Genomic DNA, 26,923 nt, shown 5'->3' on the forward strand with positions numbered 1-26,923 from the left:
AAGTAGAAGGTAATAACATGACCGGTATGAGTAATGTAACGAAACTGGCGGGCGAGCCATCAGGGCAGGAATTCCTGGTCTTCACTTTAGGCGATGAGGAGTACGGCATCGATATCCTGAAAGTGCAGGAAATCCGTGGTTACGACCAGGTTACCCGCATCGCTAACACGCCTGCTTTTATTAAAGGTGTCACCAACCTGCGTGGCGTTATTGTGCCAATCGTGGACCTGCGCGTGAAGTTCAGCCAGGGCGACGTTGACTACGACGACAACACCGTGGTGATCGTTCTGAACCTGGGGCAGCGCGTGGTCGGTATCGTGGTCGATGGCGTATCTGATGTGCTCTCCCTGACCTCAGACCAAATTCGCCCAGCGCCGGAGTTTGCGGTCACGCTGTCGACCGAATACCTGACTGGTCTGGGCGCGCTCGGCGAGCGTATGCTGATTCTGGTGAACATCGAGAAGCTGCTGAACAGCGATGAGATGGCGCTGCTGGATATCGCGGCGAGTCACGTAGCGTAGGTAAATGCAAAACGGCAACCCAGGTTGCCGTTTTTTGTGTTTGCTCCCTCTCCCTGTGGGAGAGGGTTGGGGTGAGGGCATCAGGCCTCACCCTTTTTTCATGCCATTACGCTTCCTGCTTTACCAGCTCAGCTTCCGCTTCAGCTTCACGCGCACCTTCATTCTGCGACAGCATCGCGGTCGCAATACCATTCCCCAGAACGTTAATTGCGGAACGGCCCATATCCAGGAAGTGGTCGATCCCCATCAGCAGCAGAATACCCGCCACCGGAATGTTAAAGCTTGGGATCGTCGCGGCCAGCACCACCAGGGATGAACGCGGTACGCCCGCAATCCCTTTGGAGGCCAGCATCAGCGTCAGCATCAGAACCGTCACTTCCGAGAAGCTCAGGTGAATGTTGTACGCCTGAGCGATAAACATCGAAGCGAAAGAGCAGTACACCATCGAACCCACCAGGTTGAAGGAGTAGCCAATCGGCAGAACGAAAGAGGCGATGTTGCGCGAGCAGCCAAAACGCTCCAGCTGCTCCAGCGTTTTAGGGTAGGCGGCTTCAGAGCTGCTGGTGGTAAACGCCACCAGGACCGGATCTTTCAGCATGCTGACCAGGCGGAACACCTCTTTTTTCAGCACCATGTAACCCACGGCCAGCAGCACCATGCAGGTGAGAAGAATGGCAACATAGTAGCCACCAATAAAGGAGGCGTAGTTCAGCAGAATGCCCAGACCCTGCGTGGCAATCACGGAGGAGATCGCCGCAAAAATGGCCAGCGGAGCAACGTACATCACGTAACCCGTGACCTTCAGCATGATATGGGAAACCACATCCAGCGCGGCCACCAGCGGCGCGTTGAATTTCTGCCCCAGCGACGCGCCGCCGATGCCGAAGAACATCGAGAACACCACAATCTGCAGGATCTCATTGTTCGACATCGCCCCTGCGATACTGGTTGGAATGGTGTGCGACAGGAACGCTTTCAGCGTCATGCCGCCAACGGCCAGACCGGTATCCACCGCTTCGGTTGGGATCGTCAGGTTCAGACCGCTTCCCGGATGCTCCAGCGTGACGATAAACAGGCCAACCAGAATAGAGAGTACGGATGAGCTGATAAACCACACCATCGCTTTACCGCCAACGCGGCCAATAGTGGAGGTTTCGCCCAGTTTCATAATGCCGACGGTAAGCGTGCTGAAGACCAATGGTGCAATGACCATTTTGATCAGACGGAGGAAAATATCGGTCAGAAGGGTAATGTTATCCGACCAGGCTGTGATGGCATCCGCAGATGCATATTCATGAATTGCTGCCCCTGAAAGAATACCCGCCAGCATGAATATCACGATGAAGAGTGTGAGTTTGTTTGCACTTGCCACGAAAAAAGACCCTCTATGCGCTTCAGATGTAGCCCGCATCGATACATATAAATTTTTTATTACGATGCAGGAAATTATTCGGCACATAAATTGACGCAAAGTGTAGGGGGATACAACACCTTTTTAAGTTTTATTAATTTTGTTGTTATTGCCCTGACGATATATTGTGATCTGCGTCACACTTTAATGGATATATTCTCTCCGGAAAAAATAAAATCGCGGATTAAATAAATTTAACTCTCTGTTATTAATAAGGAAATTAAGTCAATAAGACATATGGCTTATGCGTTGAGGGGCGGGTGGTCGAAGCGATATCCGTAAACTAAATTCTCAATAACCCCCTCAAAGGAACCTTAAGCGGGGCTAACATCTTGAACGACAAAAATAAAATGTGGCAAGGGAACGGAGACGTCTTCTGGAGGGTGGTAAATGAAAAGAAAACTCCTTTTGATCTGCGCAGGAACCTTACTGACTGCGACTACGGCCCATCAGGCGCTGGCCGTCACCAGCAGTGGCACCATCGGCGCGACGCTGACGCTGACAAACGGCTGTCTGATAAACGGATCGCCCGCGCAAAGCGGCATTAATTTCGGTACGCTCGATTTCGGTACCCATCCGGCAACCTTTTCCACTCTTACGACGCAGCTGAGCGGCGCCAGCGGCGGAAACACCTTCACCATTCAATGTACGACCGCCAGCTATACGGTGGCGATCACCGGTAATACCCATTCTACGGCACCCGGAACCGTTGTCGGTTCGCCGGGGACGCCTGAACGCTATCTGGTTAATACGGCCAACGCGGCCCAGGGCGTGGCTTACAGCCTGTACAGCGACAGCGGGTTTAACACAGTGATTGCCAACAACGCCGCGTTGCCGATCGCCTCAACGGCCGGAGGGGTAGACAGTTACACCCTCTACGGACGTATTACCGGCGGTGGTAACAGCGTGACGGTCGTCCCGGGAACCTACACCGACACGATTAACGTCAGCGTAACCTATTAGTCCCGAATAGCCATGAAGGCAACTCTCACAGGTCTGCGCAAATGCGCAGAGGGACGCGTGCAGCCTTTTTTCGCGCTGCTCGTCGGATTGCTCATGATGCCCGCGGCGAATGCGGTGACATCACAGTCGTTTAAGGTCAGCGCGACGATTGTACCGGGATGCGCGGTAGCCACCGGTAGCGGAGGGCTTCTCGGGACGCTGGATTTTGGCACCCATAACGGCGTCGAGAGCGCGCCGGTCAGCACCAGCTTTGTGCCAAACGGGGCGTTGTCTATCGCCTGTACGCCGGGCGTGGCGCTGAGCATGAGCATTAACGGCGGGCAGAATTACGCCTCCGTCCGCCGGATGAAGCGGTCAGGCGGAACAGAACTGGTGCCGTACCGGCTTTACAGCAGCAGCTCGCTGGCCGCGAACAGCGAAATTGGCGTCAACCAGGCGATAGCGGTGACCTATACCAACAGCAATAACATCGCGCTGCCGCTTTTTGGCGTGGCGCTACTGACCGGTTTTAGCCCGGCGGGAACCTATTCCGATCAGCTCACCGTGACCTTGTCATGGTAATAAAGGGAGAGTGTTGATGAAGCCATTTTTCAGACCCGTTTGTCTGGCGGGCGCGTTGGGCATGGCTGCGGCAATCGGCCAGGTACAGGCGGCGGCCACTATCCTGCTCTGGCCGATCGATCCGTGGCTTGCTGCGGACGCCAATGCCACGGAACTGTGGATCCAGAACCAGGGAAACAGCGCCACGACGATGCAGGTCCGCATCGTGCGCTGGAAGCAGGAGGACGGACACGAGCGTTATACCGCGCAGCAGGACGTGGTCGCCAGCCCGCCGATCGTCACGATTGGCACGGGCAGCAAGCAGCTTATTCGCCTTATCAAACAGACTTCAGTCCCCGCAGGCGTCGAACAGGCCTACCGCATTATTGTCGATGAAATCCCCCAGCCTGATGCCAAAGCCGAACCCTCCATTGGCCTCAAATTGCAGATGCGATACTCCATTCCTCTGTTTGTGTATGGACAGGGGATACCGACGATAAAAGAGGGCGCGCACCACGCGCTGGTGGAGACCCGAAACCTGAGCTGGCGGGTGACGCAGGCGGGTGGACAGCCTGCGCTGGAGGTCCGAAATCGCGGGGATGTCCATGTCAGGCTAAGCCAGGTGGCGCTGGAGCAGGGAGGGCAGAAACGCACGGTTGCGGAGGGATTACTGGGGTACGTCCTTCCGGGCAGCACCCGCAGCTGGCCGGTACCCGCTGGCGTTCGTCAGCCAGAGCGGATGAGCGCGCAGATTAATGCCAGGGACGCACAATGGCAGTCGACGCCCGTCAACTGAAGCCGGCGATGATGATACTGCTCTGCGTCAGTTCCGCAACCTGGGCCGAGCCCGGTGACGACAGTTTACCGCCGCCGCCCCAGGCACAGGCGATACATGATGAAGCGGTTTTCCAGCTTGCCCTCGTGGTCAACCACTACGACACCGGTCTGGTCGTGCCCGTGACGCAGCGTAAAGGCGCTTTCTTTATCTCCAGCGCCGATTTGCTGCGCGCGGGGCTGCCCCCGGCGCATGTTCCCACCGGAGAGGTGAATCTCTCCTCGCTTGCCCTGGTTCGGGTGGAGTACGACAGCGCCGCGCAGCGCCTGCTGCTGACCGTTCCCCGCGACTGGGTGACGGCCCGGGTGACGCCGTTCAGCGCGCAAGCGACGCAGGCCAAACCGCACTACGGGCGCGGGGCGCTGCTGAATTACGATCTCTACACCAACCACACGGAACATATCGGCGGTCAGGCGTCGCTCTGGCATGAGTTCCGCTATTTCAACGAGAACGGCTCCTTTTCCTCCACCGGCTACGCGCGCGAAAATTTCAGCGGTAACGACGGCCAGCAGGAAGGGTATGTCCGCTATGACACGACCCTGCTGTTCACTAACGAAGATGACGCGATGAGCTGGAGCGTCGGGGACGTGATCAGCGATGCCCTGAGCTGGAGCTCCAGCGTGCGGATGGGGGGGATAAGCGTCGGACGGGATTTCTCCCTGCGCCCTGACCTGGTGACATGGCCGCTGCCCGAGTTCGCGGGGGAGGCCGCGGTACCCACCTCGGTCGATCTCTTTATCAATGGCTATCGTTCCGGCTCAACCCAGCTTCAGCCGGGTCCCTTCACCCTGACCAATCTGCCCTATATCAACGGCGCCGGGGATGCGGTGCTGGTCACGACGGATGCGCTGGGGCGCCAGGTGAGCACCACGCTACCGTTTTACGTCACCAGCGACCTGCTTAAACAAGGGCTCAGCGACGGTGCCGTGACCCTGGGCAGCCTGCGGCGTAACTACGGCATCAAGAATTTTGACTACGGTTCCGCGGCGGGCAGCGGCTCGTATCGCTACGGTCTAACAGACTGGCTAACGCTGGAAGGCCACGCGGAAGGGGCGCAGGAGCTGGCGCTGGGCGGGGCGGGGACCGTGATAAAACTCGGCCAGTTTGGCGTGGTGAATACCTCTTACTCGCAAAGCCGTATGCGCGATGATGCGGGCGGGCAAATCAACTGGGGTTACCAGTACAGCACCAGCGCGTTTAGCGTCGCCACCCAGCACACGCGTCGCGGTCGCGGCTTTGGCAATCTGGCCCTTTACGACCAGCCGACGGTGTATGATGAAAACGATAAACCCATCGCCAGCTTCAGCCGTAATACGGACCAGTATTCTCTGACCTTCAATCTGGGACAGTACGGCAACATCGGTGCGGCCTGGATCGGCGTGGAGAGTTTCGACAGCCAAAAAACCGAGCTGCTCAATCTCTCCTGGAGCCGCAATCTGTGGGGGGCGAGCAGTATTTACCTCGCCGGCAGCCGGGATCAGCAGCGGGGAGACTGGACGGTCGCGCTGTCGCTGCAGGTGCCGCTGGGGGCACGCGACAGCGCCGCGTTCACCGTTGAAAATACCCCGGATGCAGGCAGTACCCAGCGCATCAACTATAACCATTCCATGCCTTCTGACGGTGGGTTTAGCTGGAACATGGCCTGGGCCAACCAATCAAGATCCAGTGATTATCAACAGGGGACGCTGGGCTGGCGCAATAACAACATAGAGCTGCAGGGCGGCGGTTATGGCGAAAGGGATACCATGACCTGGTGGGGCGAGGCGATGGGCGCAATTGTCCTGATGGACGGCGAACTGTTTGCAGCGAATAAAATCAACGATGCGTTTGTGGTCATCAGTACCGACGGTCATCCGGATGTGCCCGTCAGCTACGAGAACCAGCCCGTCGGTAAAACCAATAACAACGGCTACCTGCTGGTCAGCGGGGTGTCGGCGTATTACCCCGCAAGCTACCGGATTGATACCCTGAATCTGCCGGCGGATACCCGTCTGAAAGAGACCGAGCGACGGATCGCGATCCGCCGTCACAGCGGCTATCTGGTTGATTTCCCGATGGAGCAGGAGCGGGTGGCAAGCGTTATTCTGCATGATGCGCACGGGCAGGCGCTGCCGGTGGGAAGCCAGGTCCGACGGGTCTCGCGCAGCAATGCGGTGGTGGGGTATGACGGCATCGCCTGGCTGGAAAATCTTAGTGATGTGAACCCGCTGGAGGTGATAGCGCCTGACGGAAAACGCTGCAGGGCGACCCTGACCGTGGAAGCCAATCCGGAACACAAGCTGAAAACCTACGGGCCGCTGATTTGTCGGGAGGCGCCATGACGCGCCTGCTGCTGTTGATTCTGCTGCTGTTCTCCGGCGGCGGCTGGGCGGCGTGTACCGTCAGTACGGTCAATGCCTCATTTGGCAGCGTTACCTCCTTCGCGCTCAGCGGAACAGGCGAGGTGGAAACCACCGGCACGCTGGTGGTGTCCTGTGATGCCATACTGAATCTGCTGACCAACGACTCGGTAACGCTGACCTACACCGCGGCATCGGTTTCGGGCAGCAGCCGGGCCACCATGAAACGGACAGATGATGCGACTATCACGGACGTGATCCCCACCCGGCTGTGCGGACTCTCGGGCTGCGCGAGCAGCAGCGAGGTACAGATAAGTAAATCGTATACCTGGAGTGGAAATACCTTGCTGGGGCTGCTGGGGTCAAAGCAGTACAACATTCCGCTCTATTTTCGCACCGTCGCCGGACAAAACGTCACTGCCGGGCCATATCAGGTGCAGTTAACCTTCAGCGTTAACTACAGCGTGTGCTCCGTGGGCGCGCTCGGCATTTGCACAATCAATCAGGCGGGCACCGCGACGACCACCATTCTACTGAACATGACTGTTACCAACGATTGCAGCGCCATGACCACGCCGGACGTGAACTTCAACAGCGCACCGCTGGTACAAAGTTTCCCTACCGTTTCGCAGGCGATTGCCGTCACCTGTACCAAAGGCAGTACGTATACCATCGGCATTAACAACGGGGCTAACGCGCTGAACAACGTGCGGCGCATGGTGAGCGGCAGCAACGCCATGAGCTATGACATCTATAAAGAAGCCACCAGTAACCGCTGGGGCGGCAGCGGCAGCGAGCGCTGGTCCAGCGCGGTATCGTCACAGGTCAGCACCGACGGCTTGCTGCGCACCTACAATTACACCGCGAAAGTCCTGACCAATCAGACCACGCCACCCGCCGGAACCTACACCGATACGCTGATTGTTGACGTGGCGTTTTAGCCCCGCGCTTTTCCCTTTCTCAAATGTAAAGTTCCTGTGGGTAGTGCCGATAACACCGTTAATAAATCTATGAGAAGGTGTTGTATGTTGAACCGTATCCGCGTTGTCACAATGCTTATGATGGTGCTGGTCATTTTCGCACTTCTTCAGCTTATCTCCGGCGGGCTTTTTTTCTCGTCATTAAAACAGAACCAGGACAGCTTCGCGGCCTCGAACGATCTCCGTCTGCAGCAAAGTGAACTCACGTCAACGTGGGATCTGATGCTGCAAACGCGTATCAACCTGAGCCGCTCGTCCGCGCGCATGATGATGGATCCCAACAATCAGCAGAGCAGCGCGAAAACCGATCTGTTGAAAAATGCCCGTGCCACCCTTGCTGACGCCGCTAAACACTACGACGCCTTCAAAAAGATCACCCCGCAGCCTGCGATGGAGCAGGTGAGCCAGAATATCGATGAAAAATACAGCGCCTACCATGCCGGTCTGACGGAACTGATTCAGTTCCTGGAGAGCGGCAATATGGACGCCTATTTCGCACAGCCTACGCAGGGGATGCAAAACGCCCTCGGCGCGGCGCTGGGGGAGTACGCGAAGGTCAGTGGCGATCTCTATCACACAGCCTTTACCGCAAGCCAGAATGACTATCGTTTTGCGAAATGGCAGATGGCCGTGATGGCGCTGGCGCTGGTCATTGTGCTGGTCGCAGTATGGTACGGCATTCGCCATATCCTGCTGAACCCTCTTGGCCGCGTCATTGCCCACATTCGTGAAATTGCCGGCGGCGATCTGACCAAAACGCTCACCGTTTCCGGGCGTAATGAGATCACCGAGCTGGCAAACAGCGTTGACCACATGCAGCGTTCGTTAATCGACACCGTCGCCAACGTGCGCAACGGGTCAGAAGCTATTTATACCGGCACCAGCGAAATTGCGATGGGGAACAACGATCTCTCATCTCGTACCGAGCAGCAGGCTTCCGCCCTGGAAGAGACGGCCGCCAGCATGGAGCAGCTTACCGCGACCGTGAAGCAGAACGCCGATAACGCCCGTCAGGCGTCTCAGCTGGCAGAAAGCGCCTCCGAGACGGCGCAGCGCGGCGGTCGCGTGGTGGATGGCGTGGTGAAAACTATGCACGAAATCGCCGACAGCTCGAAGAAAATCGCCGACATCATCAGCGTCATTGACGGTATTGCCTTCCAGACCAACATTCTGGCGCTTAACGCCGCCGTGGAAGCGGCGCGTGCGGGCGAACAGGGACGCGGGTTTGCCGTGGTGGCCGGGGAAGTGCGCAATCTGGCCAGCCGCAGCGCCAATGCGGCAAAAGAGATCAAGTCGCTGATCGAAGATTCCGTCTCCCGCGTGGATACCGGCTCCGTGCTGGTGGAAAGCGCCGGGGAGACCATGAATGACATCGTGAATGCCGTCACCCGCGTGACGGACATCATGGGTGAAATCGCCTCTGCGTCTGATGAGCAGAGTCGTGGTATCGACCAGGTTGCCCTGGCGGTATCGGAAATGGATCGCGTGACACAACAAAACGCCGCGCTGGTGCAGGAGTCCGCTGCGGCGGCCGCTGCGCTGGAAGACCAGGCGAGCCGTCTGAAGATGGCCGTCTCGGCGTTTCGTCTCGCTTCACTCGCTGGAAACACGGTCACCCCGCAGGCGACGTATCGCGCGCCAGTCGCTGAATCGGCTGCAAGCCGTACGCGCACCGCGACGACCGGACAAGATGAAAACTGGGAAACATTTTGACTGACAATTAAACCGCGGCTGCTTGCCGCTTGATGGGAGCGTGGATGTTAAATCGTATTCGTATCTCGACCACACTGTTTTTGATTCTGATCCTTTGCGGTGTGTTGCAGGTTGGCAGTAACGGGTTGTCTTTCTGGGCGTTTCGCGATGGCTATCAGAATTTGCAGGAAGTTGAGACGAGTAATCAGCAGCGCTCCGCACTGGCACAAACGCGTGCCGTGCTGTTGCAGGCAAGCACTGCGCTGAACAAGGCGGGAACCTTAACCGCGCTGAGTTATCCGCCGGATGACATTAAAGCGCTGATGGCGACCGCGCGCGACAGCCTGAAACAGGCTGACGCACAGTTTAAAGCTTTTACGGCGCAGGCCGCCGACAGCGAGAAAGAGAAAGCGCTGAAGGCCGCCATGAAGACGAACTTTGAACAGTGGTACAGCGATCTGGACCATCAGGCGACGTGGCTTGAGAACAACCAGCTGTCGGACTTTATGACCGCGCCGGTTCAGGCCTCGCAGGCGGCGTTTGATGGCAGCTTTAACGCGTGGCAGCAGGATATTAACCAGTCTGTTCAGCGTGCCGGTGAACAGAGCCGTCAAAGCTATCATATGTCGGGCGTCATCTTTGCCGTGGTGGTGATTCTGGCAGGGCTGCTGACAGGCGCCGCACTGCTCTGGTCGCGCAGAATGATTGTCCAGCCGCTGGCGATTATCAGCAGCCACTTCGACAGTATTGCGAAAGGCGATCTGGCGCGTCCGGTAGCGGTGTTCGGCAGGAACGAAATTTCGGCGATCTTTGCCAGCCTGAAGGCGATGCAGGGATCGCTGCGGGAAACGGTGAGCGACGTGCGGCAGGGCAGTTATGCCATGCACACCGGGATCTCAGAGATTGCGGCGGGCAATAACGATCTCTCGTCCCGCACCGAGCAGCAGGCGGCTTCGCTGGCGCAGACGGCGGCCAGCATGGAGCAGCTGACCGCGACGGTAAGCCAGAACGCCGATAACGCGCGTCAGGCGTCTGACCTGTCAAAACAGGCGGCGATGACGGCGAAGAAAGGTGGAGACCAGGCGTCCCATGTCGCCAGCACCATGCAGGAGATTGCCACCAGTTCGCAGAAAATTGGTGACATCATCAGCGTGATTGACGGTATCGCGTTCCAGACCAACATTCTGGCGCTGAATGCCGCCGTTGAAGCCGCGCGCGCCGGGGAGCAGGGGCGAGGATTTGCGGTGGTGGCAGGGGAAGTGCGTAACCTGGCGAGCCGCAGCGCCAACGCGGCGAAAGAGATTAAGGTGCTGATCGAAGAGTCGGTCTCGCGCGTTCAGCAGGGCTCAACGCTTGTGGATACGGCGGCGAAAACCATGCACGAGATCGTCACCTCCGTCACGCGGGTGAACGACATTATGGGCGAAATTGCCTCGGCGTCGGACGAACAGCGTCGCGGCATTGAACAGGTTGCACAGGCCGTCAGCCAGATGGATCAGGTGACGCAACAGAACGCCTCGTTAGTTGAGGAAGCGGCAGCGGCAACCGATCAGCTGGCCAGCCAGGCAGATCGTCTGACCGGACTGGTCGCAGTGTTTAATGTGAAAGAGCACGTTGAAGCAGTAACAGAAGTCGGGCGGTCGCAGGCCGTGCCAGTTGTATCCTGAATGTAATTAAGAAGGCGCTATGACATCACCAATGCCCCCTGGGCAAACGTCATTATTGTTGCAGATGACACAGCGCCTCGCGCTGTCCGACGCGCATTTTCGTCGGATATGTCAGTTAATCTACCAGCGTGCGGGGATCGTGCTTGCGGATCATAAGCGCGACATGGTCTACAACCGTCTGGTGCGGCGCTTGCGCACGCTGGGGCTGGATGATTTTGGCCGCTATCTGAGCATGCTTGAGGCGAACCAGAACAGCGCGGAGTGGCAGGCTTTTATTAACTCGTTAACCACCAACCTGACGGCGTTTTTCCGTGAAGCCCACCACTTCCCGGTCCTGGCCGAGCACGCACGCCGTCGCACCGGGGAGTATCGCGTATGGAGTGCGGCCGCCTCGACGGGTGAAGAGCCGTATTCGCTGGCGATCACCCTGGCTGATACCCTGGGCATGACGCCCGGACGCTGGAAAGTCTACGCCAGCGATATCGATACCGAGGTGCTGGAGAAGGCGCGTAACGGCGTTTATCGCCAGGATGAACTGAAAACGCTGTCACCGCAGCAGCTGCAGCGTTATTTCATGCGCGGGACGGGCCCGCATGAAGGCCTGGTACGCGTACGCCAGGAGCTGGCGAACTGCGTTGAATTCGCGCCCGTAAACCTGCTGGATAAGCAGTACAACGTGCCGGGGCCGTTCGACGCTATCTTTTGCCGTAACGTCATGATCTATTTTGATAAAACGACGCAACAGGACATTCTGCGTCGGTTTGTTCCGTTGCTCAAGCCTGACGGTTTACTGTTTGCAGGGCACTCGGAAAACTTCAGCAACCTCGCGCGTGAGTTTAGCCTGCGTGGGCAAACGGTATATGCGCTGAGTAAGGAAAAAGCATGAGTAAAATCAGGGTGTTGTCTGTCGATGATTCAGCGCTGATGCGTCAGATCATGACTGAAATTATCAATAGCCACAGCGACATGGAGATGGTGGCAACCGCGCCCGATCCGCTGGTTGCGCGGGATTTAATTAAAAAATATAACCCCGACGTGCTAACGCTGGATGTCGAGATGCCGCGCATGGATGGCATAGATTTCCTCGAAAAATTAATGCGGCTTCGGCCCATGCCGGTGGTGATGGTCTCTTCCCTGACCGGAAAAGGCTCGGAAATCACCCTGCGTGCCCTAGAACTGGGGGCGGTGGATTTTGTCACCAAACCGCAGCTCGGCATTCGCGAAGGGATGCTGGCCTACAGCGAAATGATCGCCGAGAAGATCCGCACCGCGTCTAGGGCCAAGCTTGCCGCCCACACGCCGATGGCCGCGCCTGCGACCCTGAAGGCCGGTCCCTTACTCAGCTCGGAAAAGCTGCTGGTGATTGGCGCGTCAACCGGAGGAACAGAGGCAATTCGTCATGTACTCCAGCCATTGCCGCTTTCAAGTCCGGGTATTCTGATCACTCAGCATATGCCGCCAGGCTTTACCCGTTCGTTCGCCGAGCGCCTGAACAAGCTGTGTCAGATCAGTGTGAAAGAGGCGGAAGACGGCGAGCGCGTGCTCCCGGGACATGCCTATATCGCCCCGGGCGACAAGCATATGGAGCTGGCGCGCAGCGGCGCTAACTATCAAATCAAAATTCATGACGGACCGCCGGTCAACCGGCACCGTCCGTCGGTGGATGTGCTGTTTCATTCGGTGGCGAAACATGCGGGGCGCAACGCCGTAGGGGTGATCCTGACGGGGATGGGCAACGATGGTGCCGCCGGAATGCTTGCAATGCACCAGGCTGGCGCCTGGACGATTGCGCAGAATGAAGCAAGTTGTGTGGTGTTCGGCATGCCGCGCGAGGCCATCAATATGGGTGGCGTGAGCGAAGTGGTCGATCTTAGCCAGGTAAGCCAGCAGATGCTGGCGAAAATCAGTGCCGGACAGGCAATACGTATTTGACTCAGGAGTATTATTTTATGGCGGATAAAGAGCTTAAGTTTTTGGTTGTGGATGACTTTTCCACCATGCGTCGCATCGTGCGCAACCTGCTGAAAGAGCTGGGCTTCAACAACGTTGAAGAAGCAGAAGACGGCGTTGATGCGCTGAACAAGCTACAGGCTGGCGGGTTTGGTTTTGTTATCTCCGACTGGAACATGCCTAACATGGACGGTCTGGAACTGCTGAAAACCATTCGTGCCGATGCGGGAATGGCGTCTATGCCGGTTCTGATGGTCACTGCAGAAGCGAAAAAAGAGAACATCATTGCCGCTGCACAGGCGGGCGCAAGCGGCTATGTGGTGAAGCCATTCACCGCGGCAACCCTGGAAGAGAAGCTCGGTAAGATCTTCGAGAAACTCGGCATGTGAGGTGATGGAAATGTTGCAACCTGCTATGAAACCCGTTGAAGAACACTCGCCGAGCGATATCATCGTCCGCATCGGGAGCCTGACGCGCATGCTGCGTGACAGCCTGCGCGAGCTGGGTCTGGATCAGGCGATTGCCGAAGCGGCGGAAGCCATTCCTGATGCCCGCGATCGTCTGGACTACGTTGTGCAGATGACCGCTCAGGCCGCGGAACGTGCGCTGAACAGCGTTGAAGCGTCACAGCCGCACCAGGATGCGATGGAAAAGGGGGCGAAAGCGCTGAGCAAACGCTGGGACGAGTGGTTTGAGAACCCTATCGAGCTGGCGGATGCCCGCGAGCTGGTGACGGATACCCGTCAGTACCTGGGTGATGTGCCGGGTCACACCAGCTTCACCAACGCCCAGCTGCTGGACATCATGATGGCGCAGGATTTCCAGGACCTGACCGGTCAGGTGATCAAGCGCATGATGGATGTTATCCAGGAGATTGAACGTCAGCTGCTGATGGTTCTGCTGGAGAACATTCCGGAGCCGGCAGCCCGTCCAAAACGCGAGAATGAAAGCCTGCTCAATGGTCCTCAGCTCGACGCCAGCAAAGCGGGCGTGGTGGCAAGCCAGGATCAGGTCGACGACCTGCTGGACAGCCTCGGCTTCTGATGGTCCGTTCCGCCTCAGGAGGTGAACGCCACCTGAGGCGGTTTGCGACAAAATCACCGAAAAGAGCCCGAATAAACGGGCTTTTCCCGCCATTGGATTTCCGCTGCGCTGGCATGATACCCGTGACGTAATGGGCTGAGCATGCACTGTGGCAGAAGAGAACGACGACAAAACGGAAGCCCCCACACCCCACCGACTAGAAAAGGCGCGTGAGGAAGGGCAGATCCCCCGATCCCGAGAATTGACCTCCCTGCTGATCCTTATCGTAGGGGTGTGCATTATCTGGTGGGGCGGGGAGTCGCTCGCCCGCAAACTGGCGGGAATGTTGTCCACCGGCTTACGCTTTGACCACAGCATGGTCAACGATCCGAATCTGATCCTCAGCCAGATTATTCAGCTTATTAAAGGGGCCATGGTTGCGCTGCTGCCCCTGATTACCGGGGTTGTGCTGGTCGCACTGGTCTCGCCGGTGATGCTCGGCGGTCTGGTTTTTAGCGCCAAATCGCTGCAGCCGAAATTTTCCAAACTGAACCCGCTGCCGGGCATTGCGAAAATGTTCTCTGCCCAGACCGGGGCTGAGCTGCTCAAAGCCGTTCTCAAATCGGTGCTGATGGGCAGTTCCGCAGGGTTTTACCTCTGGTACCACTGGCCGGAAATGATGCGTCTTATCAGCGAATCACCGCTCACCGCGATGAGCAACGCGCTGAATCTGGTCGGGCTCTGCGCGCTGCTAGTGGTGCTCAGCATTATCCCGATGGTGGGTTTTGACGTGATCTTCCAGCTTTATACCCACTTCAAAAAACTGCGCATGTCACGGCAGGATATTCGTGACGAATATAAGCAGATGGAAGGTGACCCGCACGTGAAAGGGCGCATCCGCCAGATGCAGCGTGCCGCCGCCCGTCGCCGCATGATGGAAGATGTGCCGAAGGCCGACGTCATTGTTACTAACCCGACGCACTATTCCGTTGCGCTGCGCTATGACGAAAACAAAATGAGCGCGCCGAAAGTGGTGGCGAAAGGGGCGGGGCTGATTGCTCTGCGTATCCGGGAAATTGGCACCGAACACCGCGTGCCGATCCTGGAAGCTCCTCCGCTGGCGCGTGCCCTGTACCGCCATGCGGATATTGGACAACAGATCCCGGGACAGCTCTACGCCGCCGTGGCGGAAGTGCTGGCCTGGGTATGGCAGTTGAAGCGCTGGCGTCTGGCCGGCGGTCAACGGCCTGTGAAACCTGAGAACCTTCCGGTGCCTGCCGCGCTGGATTTTATGAACGAGAAGGACACTGATGGCTAATCTGGTGGCAATGTTGCGCCTGCCCGGCAACCTGAAATCGACCCAATGGCAGATCCTGGCCGGGCCGATTCTGATCCTGCTAATTCTGTCGATGATGGTACTGCCGCTCCCGGCGTTCATCCTCGACCTGCTTTTCACTTTCAATATTGCGCTGTCCATTATGGTGCTGCTGGTGGCGATGTTCACCCAGCGTACCCTGGAATTCGCCGCGTTCCCGACCATTCTGCTGTTTACCACCCTGCTGCGACTGGCGCTGAACGTAGCGTCCACGCGTATCATCCTGATGGAAGGTCACACCGGGGCGGCAGCGGCGGGTAAAGTGGTGGAAGCGTTCGGCCACTTCCTGGTGGGCGGCAATTTCGCTATCGGTATCGTGGTGTTCGTTATCCTCGTTATCATCAACTTTATGGTCATCACCAAAGGTGCAGGGCGTATTGCGGAAGTGGGCGCGCGCTTTGTGCTCGACGGGATGCCGGGCAAGCAGATGGCGATCGACGCCGACCTGAACGCCGGTCTTATCGCCGAAGATGAAGCCAAAAAACGCCGTTCGGAAGTAACGCAGGAAGCGGACTTCTACGGCTCCATGGACGGTGCGAGTAAGTTTGTGCGCGGTGACGCCATCGCAGGCATTCTGATCATGGTGATTAACGTGGTCGGCGGCCTGCTGGTGGGGGTACTGCAGCACGGAATGGACATGGGCCACGCGGCGGAAAGCTATACGCTGCTGACCATTGGTGACGGTCTGGTTGCGCAGATCCCGGCGCTGGTTATCTCCACGGCGGCGGGTGTTATCGTGACCCGCGTGAGCACCGATCAGGACGTTGGCGAGCAGATGGTGGGCCAGCTGTTCAGCAACCCGCGCGTCATGCTGCTTGCCGCGGCGGTTCTCGGGTTGCTCGGTCTGGTGCCGGGGATGCCAAACCTCGTCTTCCTGCTGTTTACGGCAGGTCTGCTGGGGCTAGCCTGGTGGATGCGTGGCCGTGAAACCAAACCGGCTGCGGAACCTGTTCCGGTAAAAATGCCGGAGAATACCCAGGCCGTCGAAGCGACCTGGAACGACGTTCAGCTGGAAGATTCCCTGGGAATGGAAGTGGGCTATCGCCTGATCCCGATGGTCGATTTCCAGCAGGACGGCGAGCTGCTTGGCCGTATCCGCAGCATCCGTAAAAAATTCGCGCAGGATATGGGCTTCCTGCCGCCGGTTGTTCACATCCGCGACAATATGGACCTGCCGCCCGCGCGCTATCGCATCCTGATGAAAGGCGTTGAAATTGGCAGCGGTGATGCCTATCCGGGCCGCTGGCTGGCGATTAACCCCGGTACCGCCGCAGGCACGCTGCCGGGCGAGCAAACCATCGACCCGGCCTTTGGTCTGGCCGCGATCTGGATTGAAAGTGCCCTGAAAGAGCAGGCGCAGATCCAAGGGTATACGGTTGTTGAAGCCAGTACCGTGGTGGCGACCCACCTTAATCACCTGATTGGGCAATTCTCGGCAGAGCTGTTTGGCCGTCAGGAAGCGCAGCAGCTGCTGGACCGCGTCACGCAGGAGATGCCGAAGCTGACGGAAGATCTGGTCCCGGGCGTGGTGACGCTGACGACGCTGCACAAGGTGCTGCAAAACCTGCTCGAAGAAAAGGTACCGATCCGCGATATGCGCACCATTCTGGAAACGCTGGCAGAGCATGCGCCAATCCAGAGCGATCCGCACGAGCTGACGGCGGTGGTGCGCGTGGCGCTGGGGCGTGCGATCACCCAGCAGTGGTTCCCGGGAACTGGAGAAGTGCAGGTTATTGGCCTCGATACGCCGCTTGAACGCCTGCTGCTTCAGGCCCTGCAGGGCGGGGGCGGGCTGGAGCCGGGCCTGGCGGACCGTCTGCTGGCGCAAACCCAGGAGGCGCTGGCGCGTCAGGAGATGCTGGGCGCGCCGCCGGTGCTGCTGGTGAACCATGCGCTGCGTCCGCTGCTGTCTCGCTTCCTGCGTCGCAGCCTGAATCAGCTGGTCGTACTCTCGAATCTGGAGCTGTCGGACAACCGTCATATCCGCATGACCGCGACGATTGGAGGAAAATAATGCGTAAATGGCTTTGGATTTTGCTCTTCCCGCTGATGGCACAGGCTGGCGGGGAGGGAACCTGGCAGGCAAGCAGCATGGGGGTGACCCTCAGCAACCGGGGCGTCGCCATGTCCTCTAATCCGCTTTCGCCTTCTGAAGGCGTTTCCGGTCAGATGGGCCTTGTGGTCTGGAACTACCGGCTGATTGGCCCTACGCCAGCCGGACTGCGGGTGCGTCTTTGTTCTCAGACGCGCTGCACGGAAATCGACGGCGAAAATGGTACGACGCAGGCGTTCAACGGCGTACCGGCCATTGAGCCTTTGCGTTTCATCTGGGAAGTGCCGGGCGGGGGACGTTTGATCCCGGCGCTGAAGGTGCAGAGTAATTCTGTCATCGTGAACTACCGTTGACGGTTGCGTGAGCAGGACTGCAAAAAATAAAACCCGGCGCTTGCCGGGTTTTTTGTATTACATACGTTCTACGGTTTCGATACCCAGGGTATCCAGACCCAGCTTCAGGGTCTTCGCCGTGAGCTGCGCCAGCTTCAGGCGGCTGTTGCGGACCGATTCGTTTTCCGCAGACAGAATAGGGCAGTGCTCGTAGAAGCCGGAGAACAGACCCGCCAGATCGTACAGGTAAGCACACATCACGTGCGGCGTGCCGTCACGCGCGACAACCGTCAGCGTCTCTTCGAACTGCAGCAGACGTGCCGCCAGCTGCGCTTCACGATCTTCCGTGATGGTCACGGCAGCATTTGCCAGCACGCTTTCGTCGATATTAGCTTTACGGAATACCGACAGCACGCGGGTGTAAGCGTACTGCATGTATGGCGCCGTGTTGCCTTCAAACGCCAGCATGTTATCCCAGTCGAAGATATAGTCGGTGGTACGGTTCTTGGAAAGATCCGCGTATTTCACCGCACCGATACCCACGGCGTTGGCCAGTTTTTCCAGTTCGTCAGCAGGCATGTCCGGATTCTTCTCGGCCACCAGACGGCGGGCGCGTTCCAGCGCTTCGTCCAGCAGGTCAGAAAGCTTCACGGTACCGCCCGCACGGGTTTTGAACGGCTTGCCGTCTTTACCCAGCATCATACCGAACATGTGGTGTTCCAGCGGAACGCAATCCGGCACGTAACCGGCTTTACGCACGATGGTCCACGCCTGCATCAGGTGCTGGTGCTGACGGGAGTCGATGTAGTACAGCACGCGGTCGGCATGCAGCGTTTCGTAACGGTATTTTGCGCAGGCGATGTCGGTTGTGGTGTAGAGATAGCCGCCATCCTTTTTCTGGATGATCACGCCCATCGGTTCACCTTCCTTGTTTTTATACTCATCAAGGAACACAACCGTTGCGCCTTCGCTTTCAACCGCCAGATTTTTCGCTTTCAGGTCCGCCACAATGCCGGGCAGCATTGGGTTATACAGACTTTCACCCATCACGTCGTCACGGGTCAGGGTGACGTTCAGGCGGTTATAGGTAAGCTGGTTCTGAGACATGGTGATGTCAACCAGCTTGCGCCACATCTCGAGGAAGTATTGATCGCCGCCCTGCAGTTTTACCACGTAGCTGCGCGCGCGCTCGGCAAAGGCTTCGTCTTCGTCGTAGTGTTTTTTGGCTTCGCGATAGAACCCTTCCAGGTCCGCCAGCGCCATTTCACCCGCGTTTTCCTGCTGCTGTTTTTCCAGGTAAGCAATCAGCATGCCGAACTGGGTACCCCAGTCGCCCACGTGGTTCGCGCGGATCACCTTGTGACCGAGGAACTCGAGCGTGCGCACTGCGGCATCACCGATGATGGTGGAGCGCAGGTGGCCAACGTGCATCTCTTTCGCCACGTTCGGCGCAGAATAGTCGATCACGACGGTCTGCGCTTCCGGCTGGGACACACCCAGACGATCGGATTTCAGCGCCGCATCAACGTGGCGGGCCAGGAACGCAGGTTCCAGGAAGATATTGATAAAGCCCGGGCCGGCAATTTCGGTTTTGCTGGCAATGCCGGAAAGATCCAGATGCGTCAGTACCTGCTCAGCGAGCTGTCGCGGCGGCATGCCCAGTTTTTTAGCCACTGCCATCACGCCATTAGCCTGATAGTCGCCAAACTGTACTTTTGCTGACTGACGAACCTGCGGTTCGCAATCCGCAGGTGCACCTGCGGCAATCAGTGCCTGACTGACTTTTTCGGAGAGAAGAGCCTGAATATTCACCTGGATACCTTACGTTTTTGATGCGGGCTTACAACCGCCCGCGCCAGTTAAAGAATTTAGGGCGGGAGTATACTGCAAATGCCTTCTGCCGTCAGCATCGCGGGGCCTGAAGATTGCTCAGAATCCAGGCAGTGAAGGTGTGCATAAACATGCAGTCATAAAAAGCCGGATTATGCGGTTGGTCAAAACAGGGCAACAGAGTAAATTAGCGGCTTTGCGACACGAAAAGAGAGTGAATTATGGCGAACTGGCAATCCATTGACGAACTGCATGATATTTCCGCAGATTTACCGCGCTTCACCCAGGCGTTCACAGAACTTGCCACCCGTCTGGGTCTGGATATCGCACCGCTTGAGGCCGATCACATCTCTTTGCGCTGTCATCAGAATGCCACCGCAGAGCGCTGGCGTCGCGGTTTCGAACAGTGCGGCGTGTTGCTCTCTGAGAACATCATCAATGGTCGCCCCATTTGCCTGTTTAAACTGCATGAACCGGTGAACGTGGCGCACTGGCAATTCACCGTGATTGAACTGCCGTGGCCGGGTGAGAAGCGTTATCCGCACGAAGGCTGGGAGCATATCGAAATTGTCCTGCCGGGTGAGCCGGAGACGTTGAACGCGCGCGCGCTGGCCCTGCTTTCTGACGACGGCTTAAGCAAGCCGGGGATTTTTGTGAAGACCAGTTCTCCCAAAGGCGAGCGCGAGCGGTTACCTAACCCGACGCTGGCCGTCACGGACGGACAGGTCACGGTGAAGTTTCATCCGTGGACCATTGAGCAGATCGTTGCCAGCGAAGCGTAAGAGATGTGAGTTCACGCCGCGACTGAAAATGGACGGCGTGGCATGATGATTCGTTTAGTGGGATTTCAGGAGGATTAAATGGCGCTGCTGGAGATTTGTTGTTACAGCGTGGAGTGTGCTGTGACCGCACAAAAACACGGGGCTGACCGTATTGAACTGTGCGCGGCACCCAAAGAGGGCGGGCTGACGCCGTCCTTCGGCGTGTTAAAGTCTGCCCGTCAGGCCGTCACCATTCCCGTTCACCCGATTATTCGCCCACGCGGCGGTGATTTTTGTTACACGGCGGGCGAGTTCAGTGCCATGCTTGAAGACATCGCCCTCGTGCGCGACCTGGGGTTCCCCGGGCTGGTCACCGGTCTGCTGGATGAAGACGGCAATATCGATCTCCCGCGCATGCGTCAGGTGATGAGCGCCGCACAGGGGCTGGCCGTCACTTTTCATCGTGCATTTGATATGTGTAAAGATCCGCTTCAGGCCTTTGAAACGCTTGGAGAACTTGGCGTGGCGCGCATTCTGACATCGGGTCAACAGGCGTCAGCTGAAAAAGGACTGCAATTAATTACGGAACTAAAAGCACATTCCGGTGTTCCAATAATAATGGCGGGTGCGGGAGTCCGCGCCAGCAATCTGGAACGGTTTTTAAACGCTGGGGTAGAAGAGCTGCACAGCTCCGCGGGTAAATGGATACCTTCGCCCATGCGTTATCGCAATACAGGGTTGTCAATGTCGACGGATGCTGAAGCAGATGAGTATTCACGCTACGGCGTAGAGGGAGAGTCGGTTGCGGAAATGAAGTCGCTGATTGAGCGCCATCACGTGTAGCAACGTACCGATTTTTACCGCGCATCATGTCGCCCAATATGATGCTTGCTTGTACCAGGCCCCTGCAATTTCAACAGGGGCCTTTTTTTATCTCCTCACCCTAACCCTCTCCCCATAGGGGAGAGGGGACGGCTCGGTGCGGTTTTTCTCCCTCGCCCCTATGGGGAGAGGGCCGGGGTGAGGGGAAAACTACGGCTTGGTCGCAATCAACACCGCACGCATCGGCGCCGGATAGCCTTCAATGGTTTTGCTGTGGTCGGCCGGGTCGAGGAACTGCTCCAGCGATTCAGTGATCATCCAGTCGGTGCGGCGCTGCTCTTCGAGAGAGGTCACGCTGACATCGGCAATCCGCACATCCACAAACCCGCACTTCTCCAGCCAGTTCTTCAGCGCCAGCGCGGAAGGGATGAAGTAAACGTTGCGCATCTGCGCGTAGCGATCGCCCGGCACCAGAACAGCATGTTCATCCCCTTCGATCACCAGCGTTTCCAGCACCAGCTCGCCGCCGCTGACCAACTGATCCTTCAGTTGCCACAGGTGCTCCAGCGGAGAACGACGGTGATACAGCACGCCCATGGAGAACACGGTATCAAACGCTTTCAGGGCAGGGAGCTGTTCAATGCCCAGCGGCAGCAGGTGCGCGCGCTGGTCGTTACCCAGCAGCTTACGTACCGCTTCAAACTGGCACAGGAACAGCTGCATCGGGTCAATACCGACCGCCAGGTGCGCGCCCGCGCCAATCATGCGCCACATGTGGTAACCGCTGCCGCAGCCCACGTCCAGAATGGTACGTCCGGTCAGGTCGGAAAGGTGCGGCAGAACGCGATCCCATTTCCAGTCCGAGCGCCATTCGGTATTGATGTTCACCCCGTACAGCGAGAACGGGCCTTTGCGCCACGGCATCAGATTGCGCATCAGCGTTTCGATGCGGTTGATCTGCCCGGCCGGAAGCGGCTCTTTGCTTTCGGCGGTTACGCTGTGCAGAAGATCCAGACGATGCGGGGTCAGCTCGGGCAGAAACTCCACCGCGTTTGACCACTGCTTTAACAGGCCGTGCTGCTGATCGCGCTGCCAGGCGGCAATCTGCGCGGGCAAGGTTTCCAGCCAGTGGGAGAGCTGGTTTTTGGCAATCAGCTGATAGAAGTTACTGAATTCGATCATGCCGGTTTCCCCGCTTTCAGCGCCACCAGAGAGCCAAAGTTAAAGCACTGGAACCACAGTTCGCTGTGCTCAAACCCGGCTTTGCTCAGACGCGCTTTGTGGGTTTCTACGGAATCCGTCAGCATCACGTTTTCGAGCATGCTGCGCTTCTGGCTGATCTCCAGCTCGCTGTAGCCGTTCGCCCGTTTGAAATCGTGGTGCATGTTGAACAGCAGCTCGCCAACCTCGGCATCTTCGAAGCTGAATTTCTCCGAGAGCACCAGCGCGCCGCCAGGATTCAGCCCCTGATAAATTTTGTCCAGCAGCAGCTGGCGGTCTTCCGGCACCAGGAACTGAAGGGTGAAATTCAGCACCACCATCGAGGCGTTATTGATTTCAATCTCGCGGATATCACCTTCCACCACGTCCACCGGAACAGGGGCTTTGTACGCGTCAATATGGCGACGGCAGCGCTCAACCATGGCCGGGGAGTTATCGACGGCAATGATTCGGCAGCCTTCCTGGTGAATATTACGACGAACCGACAGCGTTGCCGCGCCGAGCGAGCAGCCCAGGTCATAGACCTGCGTGCCGGGTTGAACGAAGCGCTCAGCCAGCATGCCGATCATAGAGATAATATTGGAATAACCGGGAACAGAGCGCTGGATCATATCCGGGAAGACTTCAGCTACCCGTTCATCGAAGGTCCAGTCGCCCAGGCTGGCGATAGGCGCGGAAAAAAGCGTGTCGCGATCTGACATAACGTAAAAATCCGGGAAAAATAAAGTGGCGTATTGTGCGCTAATGGAGGGAGAAAACCAACTCCCACGGCATATACCACAGGTTAGCCAGCACCATCAGCAAAAGCGAACACCAGGTCGCACTCATGCCGGAACGACGCCAGCGGATTAAGCGGTGGTGAAAGCCGTAATAATGCATCAGGCGGCCAGCAATAAGAAGCAGGCCACAGATATGAACCATCCAGGTTTCTGCGCCATTCATCTCCATAAAAAGCAGCAGGATTAAGGCTGCGGGGATGTATTCGACCGCGTTGCCATGAATGCGGATAGCGCTTTGTAGCTCTGAAAATCCGCCGTCACCGTAGGAGACACGGTACAGCGTTCTGAGGCGCACAACATCAAATGAAAACTTAATCAGCAGTAATGCACCTAACACCGCATACAGCGCGCTGACCATACAAACTCCCTGTTTTTTGGCAGATGGTACTTCACTATGATAGGGGGTGATATCAGAAAAGAGAAGATTGTTGTGGGATGCCAGGGGCGCTGCCCACGGACGGCACCGCAGCCTGCAAGGCCTGCCACAGAGCATCGACCAGTTCGGGGGCCTGGGCAATATCCGGCGTGTGCAAAAAGAGATACGGCGTGGTGGTGTGTTCCCACGAGGCCAGTTTTTCCAGCCAGACGGCGAACATCGCCTGGTTTTGCTGCATGTTATCGCTGCCGATAAACCTGACCATCGGGTTCTGCGCAGTCATGATGGCGTGGACCGGCACTTTCGGTTTTTTACGCTGCGCCTCAATGATGGCCTCATTGTGCGGTATCGCGCTGTGCACCGGACGGCTGTCGAGGATCACCCGGTTGACGGAACGCTCAAGAAGGCCGCGGTTGAGCGCTTTTTCGGCTTCGCCCTTCGCAAAGAAGTCCTGGTGTCGGACCTCCACCCCGTAGGTAAACTCCCGGGGCAGGGCGTCCAGAAACGTCCACAGTGCGGGCAGGTCGCGAGGGCCAAAGACTGCGGGAAGCTGCAGCCAGTACTGGCCGATGCGGTTTGCCAGAGGCGCCATCCGGGCAAAGAATTCGTCGGTCAACTCACCGCAGTTTCGCAGCGCGGCCTGGTGAGAAATGGTCGCCGGAAACTTGAAGCAGAAACGGAAATCGTCGGTTGTTTGCTCCCGCCAGCGTGCGACAATCTCAGCTTTGGGGAGCGCATACAGGGTGGTGTTGCCCTCGACGCAGTTGAAGTGTCGGGCATACTCTTCAAGGCTGGTGATGCCAAGGCGCACCCATTTCGGGTGCGACCACTGGGGCAGGCCCACATACATCATAGTGCGCGAAGGATCTCATCCGTGCTGCGCACGCGGCCGATGCGCGGGAAGATATGGGTCATGCTGCCCTGATGCTGTTCCGCGGAGGCCGCGCTGCAGGCATCTTCGGCGATCACCAGATTAAAGCCCAGTTCCCAGGCGTTGCGGGCGGTTGACTCCACGCCAATATTGGTGGAAATGCCGCACAGGATGAGAGTGTCAATGCCGCGACGGCGGAGCTGCAGCTCGAGATCGGTACCGTAGAAGGCACCCCACTGGCGTTTGGTCACTTCAATATCGCTGTCGCGTTTGCCGAGTGAGACCGGGTACGTCCACCAGTTTTCCGGCAGGGCTCGCGCGGGTGCCCGCGCATCAACGGGCTGTTTTAACGCTTCGGCGTAATCCGCGGACCAGCCGACGCGCACCATGACCACCGGCGCACCGCTGGCACGGCATTTCTCCGCCAGGCGAGCGGCGCGGTCGACCACATCGTCTGCGGTATGCGGGCCACCGGCAAAGGGCAAAATGCCTTCCTGTAAATCAATCACTACAAGCGCGGTTTTTCTGGCATCAAGGGTTAACATCGTTACTCCCGTTAAATTAATCACTTCTGGACACCATACGACGTGATGGCCTGTTATTGGTCGCATAATTTTGTTAATTTTTGTGAGAATGCGCAATAAGAGTGCAGCAAACGACCGCCTGGCCGTGGTTCGCTCTTATCGTCCGGCGGAATTTCCAGTATAATAGCCGCCTTTTTTCATCCAGTTGTGACATACAGAAAGCTGCGACATAGTAGCCTGCATACCAGGCGACATTTAGCCTGCGGCTAATTAAGGGATATCTCATGCGTACAGAATATTGCGGGCAGCTGCGTCAGTCCCACGTCGGACAGCAGGTCACCCTGTGTGGTTGGGTCAATCGTCGTCGTGATCTTGGTAGCCTTATCTTCATCGATATGCGCGACCGCGAAGGTATCGTTCAGGTGTTCTTCGACCCGGATCGCGCAGATGCGTTGAAGCTGGCCTCTGAGCTGCGTAATGAGTTCTGCATTCAGGTTACTGGCACCGTGCGTGCGCGTGACGAGAAAAACGTCAACGCCGACATGGCGACGGGTGCCATTGAAGTGCTGGCGTCCGATCTGACGATCATCAACCGTGCTGAAGCGCTGCCGCTGGACTCCAACCACGTCAACACTGAAGAAGCGCGTCTGAAATACCGCTACCTGGATCTGCGTCGCCCGGAAATGGCTCAGCGCCTGAAAACCCGTGCGAAAATCACCAGCCTGGTGCGTCGCTTTATGGATGATCACGGTTTCCTCGATATCGAAACCCCGATGCTGACCAAAGCCACGCCGGAAGGCGCGCGCGACTACCTGGTCCCATCCCGCGTTCATAAAGGTAAATTCTACGCGCTGCCGCAGTCTCCGCAGCTGTTCAAACAGCTGCTGATGATGTCCGGCTTCGATCGCTACTATCAGATCGTTAAATGCTTCCGCGACGAAGACCTGCGCGCTGACCGCCAGCCAGAATTTACCCAGATCGACGTGGAAACCTCCTTCATGACCGCCGAGCAGGTGCGTGAAGTGATGGAAGCCCTGGTGCGTAGCCTGTGGAACGACGTAAAAGGTGTTGAGCTGGGCGATTTCCCAATTATGACCTTCGCTGAAGCCGAGCGTCGCTACGGATCCGACAAACCTGACCTGCGTAACCCGATGGAGCTGGTGGACGTTGCAGACCTGGTGAAAGGCGTTGAGTTTGCCGTCTTCGCTGGCCCGGCTAACGATCCTAAAGGCCGCGTGGCGGCCCTGCGCGTGCCGGGCGGTGCAGCACTGAGCCGCAAGCAGATCGACGACTACGGCAACTTCATCAAGATCTACGGCGCGAAAGGTCTGGCCTATATTAAGGTGACCGAGCGTGCGAAAGGTCTGGAAGGTATCACCAGCCCGGTAGCGAAGTTCCTGAACGCGGACATCGTGGAAGCGATCCTTGAGCGCACCGGCGCGCAGGACGGCGACATGATCTTCTTCGGCGCAGACAATAAGAAAGTCGTGGCGGATGCGATGGGCGCGCTGCGTCTGAAGCTCGGCAAAGACCTGAGCCTGACCGACGAAAACAAATGGGCGCCGCTGTGGGTTATCGACTTCCCAATGTTTGAAGACGACGGTGAAGGCGGCCTGACGGCGATGCACCACCCGTTCACCTCGCCAAAAGACATGACGGCAGCAGAGCTGAAAGCGGCGCCGGAAGACGCGGTCGCGAACGCTTATGACATGGTTATCAACGGCTACGAAGTGGGCGGTGGTTCCGTGCGTATTCACAGCGGTGAAATGCAGCAGACCGTGTTCGGCATCCTGGGCATCAACGAGCAGGAGCAGCGCGAGAAGTTTGGCTTCCTGCTGGACGCGCTGAAATACGGTACGCCTCCGCACGCGGGTCTGGCCTTCGGTCTTGACCGACTGACCATGCTGCTGACCGGCACCGATAACATTCGTGATGTTATTGCCTTCCCGAAAACCACTGCCGCAGCGTGTCTGATGACCGAAGCGCCAAGCTTTGCTAACCCAGCCTCTCTGGCTGAGCTGGGCATTGAAGTGGTGAAGAAGGAAGAGAAAAACTGAT

25 protein-coding genes are annotated in these 26,923 nt (G+C 57.7%); 18 read left to right on the top strand and 7 right to left on the bottom strand.

Features of this window, described 5'->3' with window-relative positions:
- The first annotated feature begins 17 nt into the window (after positions 1 to 17).
- Positions 18 to 521: a chemotaxis protein CheW gene (gene cheW / locus AC0TOY_RS09980; RefSeq protein ID WP_023312262.1), complete on the top strand. Its 504-nt coding sequence runs from the start codon at positions 18 to 20 to the stop codon at positions 519 to 521.
- Between the two features lie 106 nt (positions 522 to 627).
- Here cheW and AC0TOY_RS09985 read toward each other — a convergent pair whose 3' ends face one another.
- Positions 628 to 1,893 carry a dicarboxylate/amino acid:cation symporter gene (locus AC0TOY_RS09985; RefSeq protein WP_024909671.1) on the bottom strand — a complete coding sequence of 422 codons (1,266 nt, stop codon included), beginning with the start codon at positions 1,891 to 1,893 and terminating at the stop codon, positions 628 to 630.
- A 429-nt stretch (positions 1,894 to 2,322) separates the two neighbouring features.
- On the opposite strand from AC0TOY_RS09985, the gene AC0TOY_RS09990 reads away from it, so the two are divergent.
- From AC0TOY_RS09990 to flhE, 14 genes are all read left to right on the top strand, one after another.
- Entirely contained in the window at positions 2,323 to 2,895 is a 573-nt protein-coding gene (locus AC0TOY_RS09990; RefSeq protein WP_032647817.1) for a Csu type fimbrial protein, read from the top strand.
- 12 nt (positions 2,896 to 2,907) lie between these two features.
- The gene (locus AC0TOY_RS09995) at positions 2,908 to 3,456 is read left to right on the top strand and encodes a Csu type fimbrial protein (RefSeq protein ID WP_157189382.1); all 549 of its coding nucleotides are present in this window, start codon (positions 2,908 to 2,910) and stop codon (positions 3,454 to 3,456) included.
- Positions 3,457 to 3,472: 16 nt separating this feature from the next.
- Complete coding sequence (locus AC0TOY_RS10000; protein ID WP_024909674.1) at positions 3,473 to 4,231, top strand: fimbrial biogenesis chaperone; 759 nt, start codon at positions 3,473 to 3,475, stop codon at positions 4,229 to 4,231.
- The gene (locus AC0TOY_RS10005) at positions 4,207 to 6,591 is read left to right on the top strand and encodes a fimbria/pilus outer membrane usher protein (protein ID WP_473721782.1); all 2,385 of its coding nucleotides are present in this window, start codon (positions 4,207 to 4,209) and stop codon (positions 6,589 to 6,591) included. The genes AC0TOY_RS10000 and AC0TOY_RS10005 overlap by 25 nt, the downstream gene beginning before the upstream one ends.
- Entirely contained in the window at positions 6,588 to 7,550 is a 963-nt protein-coding gene (locus AC0TOY_RS10010; protein WP_032647810.1) for a Csu type fimbrial protein, read from the top strand. Before AC0TOY_RS10005 ends, AC0TOY_RS10010 begins: the two co-directional genes overlap by 4 nt.
- Positions 7,551 to 7,634: 84 nt before the next feature.
- Positions 7,635 to 9,302: a methyl-accepting chemotaxis protein II gene (gene tar, locus AC0TOY_RS10015; protein ID WP_061714863.1), complete on the top strand. Its 1,668-nt coding sequence runs from the start codon at positions 7,635 to 7,637 to the stop codon at positions 9,300 to 9,302.
- Between the two features lie 44 nt (positions 9,303 to 9,346).
- A complete protein-coding gene (tap, locus tag AC0TOY_RS10020) occupies positions 9,347 to 10,948 on the top strand; it encodes a methyl-accepting chemotaxis protein IV (RefSeq protein ID WP_024909678.1) in 1,602 nt (533 codons plus the stop codon).
- A gap of 19 nt (positions 10,949 to 10,967) precedes the next feature.
- Complete coding sequence (cheR, locus tag AC0TOY_RS10025) at positions 10,968 to 11,834, top strand: protein-glutamate O-methyltransferase CheR (protein WP_023312253.1); 867 nt, start codon at positions 10,968 to 10,970, stop codon at positions 11,832 to 11,834.
- On the top strand, positions 11,831 to 12,880 hold the full coding sequence (locus AC0TOY_RS10030; protein WP_008500430.1) for a protein-glutamate methylesterase/protein-glutamine glutaminase: 1,050 nt from the start codon (positions 11,831 to 11,833) through the stop codon (positions 12,878 to 12,880). The genes cheR and AC0TOY_RS10030 overlap by 4 nt, the downstream gene beginning before the upstream one ends.
- 17 nt (positions 12,881 to 12,897) lie before the next feature.
- Positions 12,898 to 13,287, top strand: coding sequence for a chemotaxis response regulator CheY (cheY, locus tag AC0TOY_RS10035; RefSeq protein ID WP_008500431.1), 390 nt, complete (start codon positions 12,898 to 12,900; stop codon positions 13,285 to 13,287).
- A gap of 10 nt (positions 13,288 to 13,297) precedes the next feature.
- On the top strand, positions 13,298 to 13,942 hold the full coding sequence (gene cheZ / locus AC0TOY_RS10040; RefSeq protein ID WP_023312251.1) for a protein phosphatase CheZ: 645 nt from the start codon (positions 13,298 to 13,300) through the stop codon (positions 13,940 to 13,942).
- A 148-nt stretch (positions 13,943 to 14,090) separates the two neighbouring features.
- Positions 14,091 to 15,239: a flagellar biosynthesis protein FlhB gene (gene flhB, locus AC0TOY_RS10045; protein WP_024909679.1), complete on the top strand. Its 1,149-nt coding sequence runs from the start codon at positions 14,091 to 14,093 to the stop codon at positions 15,237 to 15,239.
- A complete protein-coding gene (flhA, locus tag AC0TOY_RS10050; RefSeq protein ID WP_024909680.1) occupies positions 15,232 to 17,310 on the top strand; it encodes a flagellar biosynthesis protein FlhA in 2,079 nt (692 codons plus the stop codon). The genes flhB and flhA overlap by 8 nt, the downstream gene beginning before the upstream one ends.
- Positions 17,310 to 17,702, top strand: coding sequence for a flagellar protein FlhE (gene flhE, locus AC0TOY_RS10055; protein WP_032647804.1), 393 nt, complete (start codon positions 17,310 to 17,312; stop codon positions 17,700 to 17,702). Before flhA ends, flhE begins: the two co-directional genes overlap by 1 nt.
- Before the next feature lie 57 nt (positions 17,703 to 17,759).
- On the opposite strand, the gene argS is transcribed toward flhE, so the two are convergent.
- A complete protein-coding gene (gene argS, locus AC0TOY_RS10060) occupies positions 17,760 to 19,493 on the bottom strand; it encodes an arginine--tRNA ligase (protein WP_024909682.1) in 1,734 nt (577 codons plus the stop codon).
- A gap of 239 nt (positions 19,494 to 19,732) precedes the next feature.
- Here argS and AC0TOY_RS10065 point away from each other — a divergent pair, with 239 nt between their 5' ends.
- On the top strand, positions 19,733 to 20,293 hold the full coding sequence (locus AC0TOY_RS10065; protein ID WP_148770083.1) for a VOC family protein: 561 nt from the start codon (positions 19,733 to 19,735) through the stop codon (positions 20,291 to 20,293).
- A 78-nt stretch (positions 20,294 to 20,371) separates the two neighbouring features.
- Entirely contained in the window at positions 20,372 to 21,115 is a 744-nt protein-coding gene (gene cutC, locus AC0TOY_RS10070) for a copper homeostasis protein CutC (RefSeq protein WP_032647799.1), read from the top strand.
- Positions 21,116 to 21,304: 189 nt separating this feature from the next.
- Here the strand turns inward: cutC and cmoB are convergent, their stop codons facing one another.
- Genes cmoB through AC0TOY_RS10095 form a run of 5 tightly spaced genes read right to left on the bottom strand, consistent with a single transcriptional unit; the run spans position 21,305 to position 24,886 of the window.
- The gene (gene cmoB, locus AC0TOY_RS10075; RefSeq protein WP_061714866.1) at positions 21,305 to 22,276 is read right to left on the bottom strand and encodes a tRNA 5-methoxyuridine(34)/uridine 5-oxyacetic acid(34) synthase CmoB; all 972 of its coding nucleotides are present in this window, start codon (positions 22,274 to 22,276) and stop codon (positions 21,305 to 21,307) included.
- Positions 22,273 to 23,016 carry a carboxy-S-adenosyl-L-methionine synthase CmoA gene (cmoA, locus tag AC0TOY_RS10080; RefSeq protein ID WP_048992239.1) on the bottom strand — a complete coding sequence of 248 codons (744 nt, stop codon included), beginning with the start codon at positions 23,014 to 23,016 and terminating at the stop codon, positions 22,273 to 22,275. Before cmoA ends, cmoB begins: the two co-directional genes overlap by 4 nt.
- Before the next feature lie 40 nt (positions 23,017 to 23,056).
- Positions 23,057 to 23,452 carry an MAPEG family protein gene (locus tag AC0TOY_RS10085; protein ID WP_021240443.1) on the bottom strand — a complete coding sequence of 132 codons (396 nt, stop codon included), beginning with the start codon at positions 23,450 to 23,452 and terminating at the stop codon, positions 23,057 to 23,059.
- Between the two features lie 52 nt (positions 23,453 to 23,504).
- Positions 23,505 to 24,323, bottom strand: a complete 819-nt coding sequence (locus AC0TOY_RS10090; RefSeq protein WP_473721783.1) for a DUF72 domain-containing protein — start codon at positions 24,321 to 24,323, stop codon at positions 23,505 to 23,507.
- Positions 24,320 to 24,886, bottom strand: a complete 567-nt coding sequence (locus AC0TOY_RS10095; protein WP_473721784.1) for a hydrolase — start codon at positions 24,884 to 24,886, stop codon at positions 24,320 to 24,322. Before AC0TOY_RS10095 ends, AC0TOY_RS10090 begins: the two co-directional genes overlap by 4 nt.
- Before the next feature lie 263 nt (positions 24,887 to 25,149).
- On the opposite strand from AC0TOY_RS10095, the gene aspS reads away from it, so the two are divergent.
- A complete protein-coding gene (aspS, locus tag AC0TOY_RS10100) occupies positions 25,150 to 26,922 on the top strand; it encodes an aspartate--tRNA ligase (protein WP_048992234.1) in 1,773 nt (590 codons plus the stop codon).
- Position 26,923 lies beyond the last annotated feature (1 nt).

The sequence above is a fragment of the Enterobacter sp. PL_is379 genome (genome assembly GCF_055817355.1).

Bases quoted from the DNA above. Each gene is read 5' to 3' on its own strand.
- cheW (WP_023312262.1), top strand. From the start codon at position 18: ATGACCGGTATGAGTAATGTAACGAAACTGGCGGGCGAGCCATCAGGG.
- AC0TOY_RS09990 (WP_032647817.1), top strand. From the start codon at position 2,323: ATGAAAAGAAAACTCCTTTTGATCTGCGCAGGAACCTTACTGACTGCG.
- AC0TOY_RS09995 (WP_157189382.1), top strand. From the start codon at position 2,908: ATGAAGGCAACTCTCACAGGTCTGCGCAAATGCGCAGAGGGACGCGTG.
- AC0TOY_RS10000 (WP_024909674.1), top strand. From the start codon at position 3,473: ATGAAGCCATTTTTCAGACCCGTTTGTCTGGCGGGCGCGTTGGGCATG.
- AC0TOY_RS10005 (WP_473721782.1), top strand. From the start codon at position 4,207: ATGGCAGTCGACGCCCGTCAACTGAAGCCGGCGATGATGATACTGCTC.
- AC0TOY_RS10010 (WP_032647810.1), top strand. From the start codon at position 6,588: ATGACGCGCCTGCTGCTGTTGATTCTGCTGCTGTTCTCCGGCGGCGGC.
- tar (WP_061714863.1), top strand. From the start codon at position 7,635: ATGTTGAACCGTATCCGCGTTGTCACAATGCTTATGATGGTGCTGGTC.
- tap (WP_024909678.1), top strand. From the start codon at position 9,347: ATGTTAAATCGTATTCGTATCTCGACCACACTGTTTTTGATTCTGATC.
- cheR (WP_023312253.1), top strand. From the start codon at position 10,968: ATGACATCACCAATGCCCCCTGGGCAAACGTCATTATTGTTGCAGATG.
- AC0TOY_RS10030 (WP_008500430.1), top strand. From the start codon at position 11,831: ATGAGTAAAATCAGGGTGTTGTCTGTCGATGATTCAGCGCTGATGCGT.
- cheY (WP_008500431.1), top strand. From the start codon at position 12,898: ATGGCGGATAAAGAGCTTAAGTTTTTGGTTGTGGATGACTTTTCCACC.
- cheZ (WP_023312251.1), top strand. From the start codon at position 13,298: ATGTTGCAACCTGCTATGAAACCCGTTGAAGAACACTCGCCGAGCGAT.
- flhA (WP_024909680.1), top strand. From the start codon at position 15,232: ATGGCTAATCTGGTGGCAATGTTGCGCCTGCCCGGCAACCTGAAATCG.
- flhE (WP_032647804.1), top strand. From the start codon at position 17,310: ATGCGTAAATGGCTTTGGATTTTGCTCTTCCCGCTGATGGCACAGGCT.
- AC0TOY_RS10065 (WP_148770083.1), top strand. From the start codon at position 19,733: ATGGCGAACTGGCAATCCATTGACGAACTGCATGATATTTCCGCAGAT.
- cutC (WP_032647799.1), top strand. From the start codon at position 20,372: ATGGCGCTGCTGGAGATTTGTTGTTACAGCGTGGAGTGTGCTGTGACC.
- cmoB (WP_061714866.1), bottom strand. From the start codon at position 22,276: ATGATCGAATTCAGTAACTTCTATCAGCTGATTGCCAAAAACCAGCTC.
- cmoA (WP_048992239.1), bottom strand. From the start codon at position 23,016: ATGTCAGATCGCGACACGCTTTTTTCCGCGCCTATCGCCAGCCTGGGC.
- AC0TOY_RS10085 (WP_021240443.1), bottom strand. From the start codon at position 23,452: ATGGTCAGCGCGCTGTATGCGGTGTTAGGTGCATTACTGCTGATTAAG.
- AC0TOY_RS10090 (WP_473721783.1), bottom strand. From the start codon at position 24,323: ATGATGTATGTGGGCCTGCCCCAGTGGTCGCACCCGAAATGGGTGCGC.
- AC0TOY_RS10095 (WP_473721784.1), bottom strand. From the start codon at position 24,886: ATGTTAACCCTTGATGCCAGAAAAACCGCGCTTGTAGTGATTGATTTA.
- aspS (WP_048992234.1), top strand. From the start codon at position 25,150: ATGCGTACAGAATATTGCGGGCAGCTGCGTCAGTCCCACGTCGGACAG.